The organism is Pedobacter heparinus (genome assembly GCF_032678725.1).
GTDB classification, from domain to species: Bacteria; Bacteroidota; Bacteroidia; order Sphingobacteriales; family Sphingobacteriaceae; genus Pedobacter; species Pedobacter heparinus_A.
In genome coordinates this window covers 399,798-410,783 of record NZ_JAVTSC010000002.1, presented here as the reverse complement: position 1 = coordinate 410,783, position 10,986 = coordinate 399,798, and the positions used below count along the sequence as shown (strand labels likewise).

Here is a 10,986-nt window from a genome sequence, read left to right as displayed (position 1 = left end):
AACTAACTTATTATTCATAAAAAAACTGGCTGTTGGGGAAGGAGTCGAACCTTCAAGGGGTAGTTAGCTACAGTTCAAAAATTAATTTGTGGTCAACCCATAAACTGCGTTTATCCATTTATCCCCACCACCGAGACAAGAAGGCGTGTCTGCCAATTTCACCACCCAACATGATATAAAAGTACTACTTCATTAAGTTTAAGATTTTGGTTTAGGTCGATCCTGATCTTAAACTTAATTAGCTGTAGGGGAAGGAGTCGAACCTTCAAGGAGTAGTTAGCCCTTACGGGTTTTCCATATTCTCCACCACCGAGACAAGGAGGTGCGTCTGCCAATTTCACCACCCTACAGAGTATAAGCAAATGTTAAAAGAACTATTTTTTGCTACTTGCTTGATACAAATGTAACAACAACCTCAATACGTTGCAAATATTTTAATCATTTAATTTTATTTTTACCATATTAATAATTATATTTGATTATCGTTAACAAATATCAAAATCATGCTTAGAAAAGAAAGCCAAAATTTAGAAATTGATAACCTGGATATAGACATCTTGAAGCAATTGATGCATGACGCGACCAAACCTTATACAGAAATTGCCAAAGATCTGATCGTTTCGGGCGGCACCATACACGTTCGTATGAAAAAGCTTCAGGAAATGGGCATCATTAAAGGTTCGCATTTAATTATAGATCCGCAAAAAGCCGGTTACGATGTTACCGCATTTCTGGGTATCTATTTGGAAAAGGGTATTCAATATAAAGATGCTGTAGAACAGCTGAGCAAAATCAAAGAAGTTGTAGAACTCCATTATACCACAGGGGCCTATAGTATGTTTGCCAAAATCATCTGCAGGGATACCAGTCACCTGAGACATGTACTCAATGAAGAGATCCAGGCAGTGCCCGGAATACAACGTACAGAAACATTGATTTCATTAGAGGAAAGCATCAGGAGGCAAATTGAACTTTAAAAATTACCTATCTCTTCTGCGGCCGCATTAAATCAACTGATAAGCCTTCTTTTTTAAGACTGGTTGCTTTTTCAATTGCCTTTATGTGCTCACCCTTTTCTATTCCTTCTTCGATCCCTCTTCCTTAGCCTTTTTTTCTGCGTGGGTTAGGCATGATGCTTAACACCCTCGCTTTAAAAGAAAAATTACCTTCTGCGAAGCGGCATAGCATCTTTTCCGATCCTTCATCGGAATTTTTCAGTAGTGCCTATTGATTTTTGTCTTCAAGAGCACTACGTGGTTATGCAGCCGCAGAGCAGAACGGTTATTTTTCAGTTTTAAACATATTTTTCAATGCTGCCAGTTTCAATTGCAGATCCCCATCAGGAAGCGGCTTTTCCTTTTGTCCAGCTTTCTGCGCATGTTGTGGTTTAACTGGTTTTTTATGCGGATGGGTTGCTCCGCCCTTCACAAACTTTTTGGCCTTATCTGACTGCTTATGCTGTTCGTTTCTAGATTTTGCCCCAACTTCTTTTTTCATAGATAAAGAAATCCTTTTGCGTGCAATATCTACCTCAACAACAGTAACCTCAACCTTTTGATGTACCTTAACCACATCTGCGGCATTGGCCACAAACTTGTCTGAAATCTGGCTGGTATGTACCAGGCCGTCCTGGTGTACACCGATGTCTACAAAAGCACCAAAATTGGTGATATTGGTAACTATACCCGGTAACTTCATACCTACTTTCAGGTCAGCAACTTCATTTACGCCATCTGTAAAACTGAACACCTCGAACTGCTCACGCGGGTCTCTGCCTGGTTTAGCCAGCTCAGCCATGATGTCATTAAGAGTTGGTAAGCCGATATCGTCACTTACATATTGCTGTAGCTTGATCTGCTTTTGTAAGGCAGCATCTTTAACCAGTTGGCTGATGCTGCAGTTTAAATCCCTGGCCATTTTATGTACCAGCGCATATCGTTCAGGGTGTACGCCACTGGAATCCAATATGGCTTCAGCATCCCTGATCCTTAAAAAGCCTGCAGCCTGCTCAAAAGCTTTATCACCTAAACGGGGAACTTTTCTTAAACTTTCCCGGTTCCTGAAAGCACCATGTTCGTTCCGGTAACTTACAATATTCTGGGCCAGTTGCGGGCCCAGGCCGGACACATAAGCAAGCACTTGTTTTGAGGCTGTATTTAACTCTACTCCTACGGCATTTACACAACTCATCACCGTATCATCCAGCGAAGCTTGCAATTTATGCTGGTCCACATCATGCTGATATTGTCCTACACCTATTGATTTAGGGTCTATTTTTACCAGTTCGGCCAGAGGATCCATTAACCTGCGACCAATAGAAACCGCACCTCTTACTGTAATATCCTGTGTAGGAAATTCTTCGCGCGCCACTTCTGATGCAGAATAAATAGAAGCACCGTTCTCATTTACCATCACCACAACAATAGCCGGAATGTTCAGACCGCGCACAAATACCTCCGTTTCCCGGCCAGCAGTACCATTGCCTATAGCAACAGCCTCAATTTCATATTTAGTACAAAGTTCTATGAGCTTATCCCCCGCTTTCTTAACTTGCCCTGTATGTGGATAGATTGTTGTATTTTCCAATAATTTGCCCTGCTTATCCAGGCATACCACTTTACAACCGGTGCGAAACCCCGGATCTATAGCCAGCACATTCTTCTGGCCCATTGGAGCAGCAAGCAGCAATTGACGCGCATTTTCTGCAAACACCCGGATGGCTTCTTCATCAGCTTTTTCCTTGGAAAGATTACGGATCTCTGTTTCCATCGAAGGGCCCAGCAAACGTTTGTAGCTATCCTCAATAGCCAGTTTTACCTGCGCTGCACAGGCATTGCTTCCTTTAACAAACTCCTTTTCCAAAATCCCGATCGCTCCTTCTTCCTCAGGCATAGCTTCCAGCTTCAGTATCGCCTCATTTTCTGCCCTCCTTATGGCCAGTACCCTATGAGACGGCGCGCTTTTCAAAGGTTCCTGCCAGTCAAAATAATCTTTGTACTTAATACCTTCCTCTTCCTTACCTTTAATGACCGTTGATTTAAATACAGCTTTCTGCTGAAAATAATTCCGCATAGCAGTCCTGGTCTCGACGTTTTCATTAATCAGTTCGGCAATGATATCCCTTGCGCCCGCAAGAGCCTCCTCCAAAGATCCTACCCCAAGCTCGTCATTTAAAAACTTACCCGCTTCAATTTCAGGGTCTGTTTTAGCCTGTTCCAACAAGATCAGGGCCAGGGGTTCCAGTCCTTTTTTTCTTGCCTCAGAAGCTCTTGTTTTACGTTTAGGTTTATAAGGCAGGTAAATGTCCTCAATAGCTGCAATATTGGTTGCAGCATTAATCTTCCCCTCCAGTTCCGGAGTAAGTTTATCAAGGGCGGTCAATGCCTTTAAAATGGCTTCCCGACGCTTATCCAGCTCCCTTAATTGTTGAAATCTATCACGGACACCTGCTACCTGCACTTCATCCAGGCTTCCTGTTGCCTCTTTCCGGTAACGTGAAATAAAGGGAACAGTTGCCCCTTCATCCAGTAATTCAATAGTAGCGATAACCTGCTTTTCCGTTACTGCCAGTTCAGCAGCAATGATTTTAGAATGATTGCTCATTTAATTTCTGTTTGATATCCTAACGTACAATTGCCGCCAAAATTAATTCTAACAATTGACATCTCAAATAAATATAATGTTAACAAAAAATCCTGCCGGTATACCGGCAGGATCATATATCATAATGTGCTTAAAAGAAACAACAGCTTATTTGTTCAGATACAATACCTCTTTTACTGCTTTTACAACTTTTTCTGCATTTGGCAAACTTGCAGCAATCAGTGTAGGGGCATAAGGCAATGGGACATCGGCACAGGTAATGCGCAATACAGGTGCATCTAAATAATCAAAAGCATTCTTTTGAACATTAAATGCAATTTCAGAAGAGATAGAAGCCAAAGGCCAGGCTTCTTCAACAACAACCAGGCGATTTGTTTTCTTAACAGATTCAATAATGGTCGCGTAGTCGATAGGGCGTACAGTACGTAAATCGATTACTTCGGCATTGATTCCTTCTTTAGTTAATTCTTCCACAGCAGGGTTTACCACACGTGTCAGCATTTTTCCAAATGTAACAATGGTAACGTCCGTACCTTCTTTAACTACATTGGCCTTACCTATAGGCAAATAATATTCTTCTTCAGGAACTTCTCCTTTATCGCCGTACATTACCTCTGATTCCATGAAAATAACCGGATCAGGGTCTATAATTGATTGCTTAAGTAATCCTTTAGCCTCGTAAGGAGTAGAAGGAACCACAACCTTTAAACCCGGGCAGTTGGCATACCAGTTCTCAAAATTCTGAGAGTGCTGTGCACCTAACTGACCAGCATTACCAGTTGGCCCGCGGAATACGATTGGCACAGGAAACTGTCCGCCACTCATAGACAACATTTTAGCTGCACCGTTAATGATCTGATCTATTGCAACCAGAGAGAAGTTAAAAGTCATAAACTCTACAATCGGAGTCAATCCGTTCATTGCAGCACCTATAGCAATGCCGGCAAAGCCCAATTCAGCAATTGGTGTATCAATTACACGCTTATCGCCAAATTCATCAAGCATACCCTGACTAACTTTATAAGCACCGTTGTATTGCGCAACTTCCTCGCCCATAAGGAAAACGTTTTCATTTTTACGCATTTCTTCGCTAAGGGCTTCACGCAAAGCTTCTCTAAATTGAATCTCTCTCATTGTATATTCAAATATTTACTGGGGCAAACTTAGATAAAATTGCGTTCAAATGCAAGTTTATCCATATTGCTGAAACCTTTAAAAACAAAGCGTTAGGCCTGGAAATATATGTTTTGCAAGTACATTAAAACGTATTGGTTTAATTACACTTTGCTCCTTACTTACCAAATAATGTTTTATAAATAGAGTATTTATAATTGTCCTCAATCCTGGAAGATTTAAAGTAGGGCATCTCAAATAACTCCGTAAGTTTTTCTTTTAGTGCCGATAAGAACTCCGGCTTTACCTCTTCCAGGTAATGGCCAGACAAGTTTTGCCTGCCCGATTTAAACCAGACACCGTCCTGGCTCATGGTTTTTACGATATATAAATTGGGTTCCACAGCAGTTTTACCAGAAAACTGTTCATATACGTAGGTGTATAGCAAAGTCTGGATCAGCGCTTTATTGATATATTTGCCATCGGTATTAAACAACTCCGGAATATCTTTATAAGTCAGCTTATCACTTCCTGTTTTATAATCTATGATCCTGGTAATGCCATCTTTCAGGTCAACGCGGTCAATGACCCCTCCAATCCTGATGCTTTCTTCTTTTCCATGAACAGGGAAACTGATGTCTGCTTCCACCCTTTGCTCCAGGCTAATGATACGGAAAGGGCTTTGTGTTTCATCCTGTGCCACAATGATATTTACATAGGCTTCGACAATGGCCAGGATCACCTTTTGCATCCCTTTAAAAGGCACGGACCTTTCCGGGTTATTGAAAATTACCGCAGCAAAGGCCTTTTCTGTTAAACCAGGTATAATTTTTCTTTTTTCATTCAGCAATGCCGCTGTAATTTCCTGTCCGATGCAATCCTCATAAAAATATTCCATCACCTTGTGTAAAATAGAACCGATTTCATTGGCCTCTACAACAGCGGTAACCTCCTTCGGTTCCTTAATGCCGGCAATGTAATTGAAAAAGAAATCAATGGGATTAAGGATATATTGGGTTAACGCAGATGGCGACAGGGTACGCTGTTTGTTCAGGTAGCGCTGCAAACTTTCCTGTATCGCAACATTTCCTTCCTTTTTTATTTCAATCTCCTTAATGGGCTCTGTTCTTACATCCAGGTCCAGGGTATAGTAATTGAATTCAAAACCGCTTTCATAAGCCAGCTGTTTTAAAATCCTGCTGGGTTCGCCTGAAGTAGCATCATCCGTTAAACTGTTGTAAACAAAATTAATGCTGCCAGCCCGCTGGATCAGTCTGTACACCATATAAGCCGATATGGCATCCTGGTTTTCCAAGACCGGCAAACCATAAACCCGGCGAAGACTGTCGGGGATAAAACTGTTACCTGCAGTCGATTTAGGTACAATCCCTTCATTAAAACCCAGGATCACCACCTTATCAAAATTAAGGTTCCTGGTTTCCAGAAGGCCCATTACCTGTATGCCTTTTAAAGGATCGCCCGAAAGGGGAACGGCAAGGCCGATGATAGCTTTCTGTACCAGCGAAAGGATAAATGAAATTTCTTCCTGGTCGATATGCCTGCCAAAAGTATCATACAACCTATTCAGTTCCTGTATGGCTTTAACAAACAGTTCGGCATCAATCTTTTTCAGCAAGCCTGCGTTAGAGAGTCTGGACAGCACAAAGTTCATCACTTCCAGTAATTGCAGCATCACCTCCGGAGCATGCACGACTTTCCTAAAGAACACCTCAAACAGCCCCTTTTGATTCACTAACCTGGTCTGACTTATTTCTACTTCCTTTTCTACCAATAAAGCCGTTTTAATTTTATCCCGCATGGCCTGACTTAATCCAGTTAAAGGATGTGTTAAAAAAGACTCCACATTTTTATAAGATAGCCGCCCCGTTTGCTGGATCTCGAGCTGACAACCCAGCCAAAGATCAATCAGACCGTATACGCTTGATGCTGCCAGGGCAAAGCCCATGGTAACATTAAGATCTACTGCTATTCCATTGTAATGGGTGGGAATGGTCTGCAAGGCAGGGATCAGTAAACTTTCATCAGCCAATACAACTGCTGTAGAACCAATCTCTTCCGTAACTAAATAATCTGCTTCTAAAATCGTGTTCAGAATTTTTGCCTGTGCAGATTGCCCTTGCACACTATACACGTTTACCTGGTGTTTTTCATGACGGATTAAACCAGGACTGTTTTCAAAAACATTTCTGATGCCCAGCTGCCGGATATTTTTACGTAAAAATAATCCCGCTTCCTGCAAAGGATCATCTAAATAGTAAGGGTCTGCATCAAAATAAAACAAGGCCTTACCGGCTTCCTGCAAATCGACAAAGATCTTTGCCTCTGCCCTGCTTAAGGCATTAAAACCGGCAAAAATGATTTTCCCTTTTTCAAATCCCTGTATAAAAGCGGTCTTGCTTACATTTCCTTCTGCCAGACTCCTGTAAACGTGGCCGTTGGTCACATAGCCCTGTTCCTTTAGTGCCGCATGAAACTGCTGGTAAAGTTTAGGCATCCGGTGCCACATCCTGATAAAAAGTTCTTGCTGCCGTTTGTGCTTTCCCTCAGAATAAGAGGTCCAGAATTGTGATAAAAACTGGTATTGTTCCGGGCTCAGGTAATCAAAATCCCTGTTGATCAGCGAAATATCTTCCAGGTCCCGGTAAATCTGATCTGCATTCACCAGGTCGATGTCGATCTGTGCAAAATCGGCCAGCATAATTTTGGCCAAAGGAAAAAATTTATTTCCCGGGATCGTTTCCATCCCTTCCTCCTTCAGCAAGCGGTTATAGATTTTATGAAGGGTAAAGAACTGAATGTAAAAATCAGCGATCCGGTAATCGGTCGATTTTGCAAAAAACTCCTGTACCGTAAAAAAAGAAGGACTGAAAAAGGGCTTCTTCAGGATATCTGCCAGGTACTTCTGCAAATAGGCTGCAGGCCTTTTATTGTTAAAAATGACCGCACAATATTGTAAATCATTCCCAAATTTCGCGACCAGATCTTCTGCAACTTCCTGTAAAAATGGTTTCATATTTAAATTGATTTCAATTGGCCGGTAACCGCGTAAAACAAATAACCTTTTACTTTCTCATAACCCATCTCTGTAAACAATGCTTTATAATTCAAAACCTGGTCGATATGTTCCCTGGCCTCGGTCAGGGTAAACTTATAATCCAGGATGATCACTTCATCCGCACTCAACAATACCCTGTCAGGCCGGTGCATTTTACCCTGTGTATCCACAATATTCTTTTCGGTAATGCTCTCCCTGACCCGGCCAAAAATGGCCTGCAGCTCAGGATTATTCAATACATCCAACGCCGCCAGTTTGAGTTCCGGATTTTCTTCCTCCAGGATCATCCCTTCCATAACCAGGTACGACAGGTAGTCATCCACTTCCTTTTCTGTGCCTGCATTAGCCAGCACATCGTGAAGCAAGGATCCCCTCCTTCCCGATTTCTGAATATTCAGGATGTGTTTTAAGTGTTTGTCCTGGGTAGGCAGGTACAGTTCAGACAAACGGTTGGTGGTTGGATAATGATCCAGTGCTATCCGGTGGCCGTCTTCAGTGCTTCGCGCTGATACAGGTACATGTGCAACAATCTCATAGACATTATTTTCCTCAAACTCCTGTTCAAACAGCTGGTTGAGTACATCGCCCATAGTACTGAGCTTACTGGCATCTTTTTTTGCCATGGTAGCGATATACAAATAATCACGCGCTCTTGTAGTGGCCACATACAACATATTTAAGGCATCCATGTTGTTGTACAGCAACTCCTCATAATAGGCTTTAGCCACAGCTGAGCTACCCAACGATTCACTATACTTTAAGGGTATGCCACGTAGTGCCTTAAAAGCCGTCTCTTCTGCCGAAACCCAGAAAACCGAGTTGACCTTACCTTTAATTTCCCAGTTACAAAATGGAATGAAAACAGCCCTGAAAGCCAAACCTTTTGATTTATGAATGGTAATGATCTGTATTGCCTCGGCGCTTTCCGGTGAGGGTAAAGATTTTTTGACACCTTCCTCATCCCACCAGTTCAAAAACGCAACAATTCCCTTTTCACCCAATCTTGTTGCATTGGCCGCCAGGTCTCTGAAAGCAAGCAGGTAAGGCAAATGAGCTTCCATACGTCCCAGGCCGTAACTTTCAATCAGCATTTCAACCAGTTCAGGCAGGGGCAGCTGCATCCAGCTCTGCCAGTTTTCACATAAAGATTGTGGTAAAACCGCAGTTAATCCACTAAAAGAAACATTATTTAAATTGAGGTAATGATTGGCATCAGGACTCACCTGATTCAGCGAATTGTATAAGGCAATGCAGTTTGCTTTGTACAAAGCTGTCTGGTTATCCAGACCAATCAAAACTTTCATGGTGTCTATGATCAGCTGTACCCCCAGGTTATTCGAAACCAGCAAGGCTTCCCCCGAAATTACAGCTATACCATGGCTCATCAGCTTCTTAACGGTAGTAACCGCTTCGCTGTTTGAGCGCACCAGGATGGCCATGTCTTTTGCCAGATATCCCTGTTCAGTTTTAAGATAATTGATCTCTGAGATGACCTCATTCAATGCAATGTCCCTGAATACCGTCTCTGTAAAACGCTGCTCCTCAGGCACATCTTCCTTACTTATTTTCCTGATCTTAATCGTCCCCCCTTTAGCAGTGTTGGCTGCAAACTTTTGGGTTGCGGAGCTGTATATATCGGTAATGATGCGGTCAAACCCTCTTTCCTGCCACCAGGAGGATAAGTCATCAGGCTTACCCGCTAAACCCTGATTCAGTTCATTCTGCAGCAGCAGCGGGATAGACTTATAGATGAAATTGTTAAAAGTAATGATGTGTTCAGCACTGCGGTAATTTTCTTCCAGGCTTTCCTCCAGCACCCTGCCGGCACCAATGTCAAGTTTCGCCTGCCTGTGCAAAATGTTCCAGTCACCATTGCGCCACCTGTAAATCGATTGCTTGGCATCCCCTACAATCAGATGATCTGTAAATTCTTCCGTTGGTGTTGCAATGGCATTAGTCAGCAGTGACCTGAAACTATTCCACTGGCTGACCGAAGTGTCCTGAAATTCGTCAAATAAAAAGTTACGGTAGCGTGAACCTACTTTTTCCCAGATGAAAGAAGGGTTATCACCTGCATCATCTGTAATGCCGGTGATCAGCTTTTGCGCATCGCTGATCAGTAAATTGTCGTTCTCCTGCCGGTATACCTTTAACAGGGATGCGATTTCCTGCATCAGTCTGAGATAATACAGGTTTTTGCTAAAGGCAATGGCCAGTGTATAATCTGGCAGGTTGCTCAAATAATAATCCTTTATAGCTTTCAGTATAGGATTCAGCGCCTGGTAAAACTCATCCAGATGGGTATTCTTCTGAAACCAGATCTCTGGCTCATCTATATAATTGAACAACCCCTCTACTTTAGAAAAATCACCATTAATGATCAATGGAATTTTGGCCAGAGGGCTAACGGATTTCTTGTTGAGCTGTTCTTTCTCCACACCAAACCTGTTGAATACATCCTGGGCCTGTATCGCCAGATCGGTAAGCTCTTCTTCAAAGCTTTTGGTTGCAGCCTTGGTAATACTGATGTACTGTTTAAACAGCTCATCGATATGGTCAGCTCCGATCGCTTCAATGGCTTCCTCAAATACCTGGAAACGCTCTTTAAATATTTCACTGATCAGGTTATACAGTTCTGCTTTATAATTCCAGCTTTTATTGTCGTTGATCCGCTCAATGGCCAGGTCAATGATCCACTGCAACAGTTGTTTGTTGTGGTCCAGGGCCTCATCCAGCTTCCCAACCAGGTCATCTTTCACCTTGTCATAGTTCATTTCCAGGCTATAACCTGCATCCAGGCCCAACTCAAAAGCAAAACCACGGATCACCTTCTGCACAAAACCATCGATGGTACTTACCGAAAACCGGCTGTAATCGTGCAGTATCTTTCGGTAAATTTTATCTGCTTTTTCTTTTAAAATCTCAGTGTTTAACGAAGGGTTCGCTTTAATAATGATATTCCGGTAACTGTTAAATTTTTCATCGCCGGTTGCAAAGCCATGTAACACATCCAATATCCGGCTTTTCATCTCTTCGGTTGCCTTATTGGTAAAGGTTACCGCCAGAATTTCTCGGTATTTATTTTCACCAGACAACAGCAAAGTAAGGTAATGTGCTGTTAAACTGAATGTTTTACCCGATCCGGCGGAGGCTTGTAATATTTTTAAAGGCTGTTGAGGCATTAAGTAAAGTTA

The 10,986-nt window shown here is 42.4% G+C and carries 5 protein-coding genes and 2 tRNA genes; 1 reads left to right on the top strand and 6 read right to left on the bottom strand.

Annotation, left to right across the window (positions count from 1 at the left end; all coding sequences use genetic code 11):
- Positions 1–26: 26 nt before the first annotated feature.
- Together R2Q85_RS05095 and R2Q85_RS05090 are read right to left on the bottom strand one after the other, a co-directional pair.
- A tRNA-Asp gene (locus R2Q85_RS05095) sits at positions 27–171 on the bottom strand.
- 71 nt (positions 172–242) lie between these two features.
- Positions 243–350: transfer RNA gene (locus tag R2Q85_RS05090), tRNA-Asp, on the bottom strand.
- 153 nt (positions 351–503) lie between these two features.
- Here R2Q85_RS05090 and R2Q85_RS05085 point away from each other — a divergent pair.
- The gene (locus tag R2Q85_RS05085; RefSeq protein ID WP_015809975.1) at positions 504–977 is read left to right on the top strand and encodes an Lrp/AsnC ligand binding domain-containing protein; all 474 of its coding nucleotides are present in this window, start codon (positions 504–506) and stop codon (positions 975–977) included.
- A gap of 304 nt (positions 978–1,281) precedes the next feature.
- On the opposite strand, the gene R2Q85_RS05080 is transcribed toward R2Q85_RS05085, so the two are convergent.
- The 4 genes from R2Q85_RS05080 to R2Q85_RS05065 form a co-directional block, all read right to left on the bottom strand.
- The gene (locus tag R2Q85_RS05080; protein ID WP_316810660.1) at positions 1,282–3,603 is read right to left on the bottom strand and encodes a Tex family protein; all 2,322 of its coding nucleotides are present in this window, start codon (positions 3,601–3,603) and stop codon (positions 1,282–1,284) included.
- 147 nt (positions 3,604–3,750) lie between these two features.
- Positions 3,751–4,737 (bottom strand): pyruvate dehydrogenase complex E1 component subunit beta, encoded by a 987-nt coding sequence (locus tag R2Q85_RS05075; protein WP_316810659.1) that lies wholly within the window; start codon positions 4,735–4,737, stop codon positions 3,751–3,753.
- 157 nt (positions 4,738–4,894) lie between these two features.
- The gene (locus tag R2Q85_RS05070; protein WP_316810658.1) at positions 4,895–7,750 is read right to left on the bottom strand and encodes a PD-(D/E)XK nuclease family protein; all 2,856 of its coding nucleotides are present in this window, start codon (positions 7,748–7,750) and stop codon (positions 4,895–4,897) included.
- A 2-nt stretch (positions 7,751–7,752) separates the two neighbouring features.
- The gene (locus R2Q85_RS05065) at positions 7,753–10,974 is read right to left on the bottom strand and encodes a UvrD-helicase domain-containing protein (RefSeq protein WP_316810657.1); all 3,222 of its coding nucleotides are present in this window, start codon (positions 10,972–10,974) and stop codon (positions 7,753–7,755) included.
- Between the last annotated feature and the right edge of the window lie 12 nt (positions 10,975–10,986).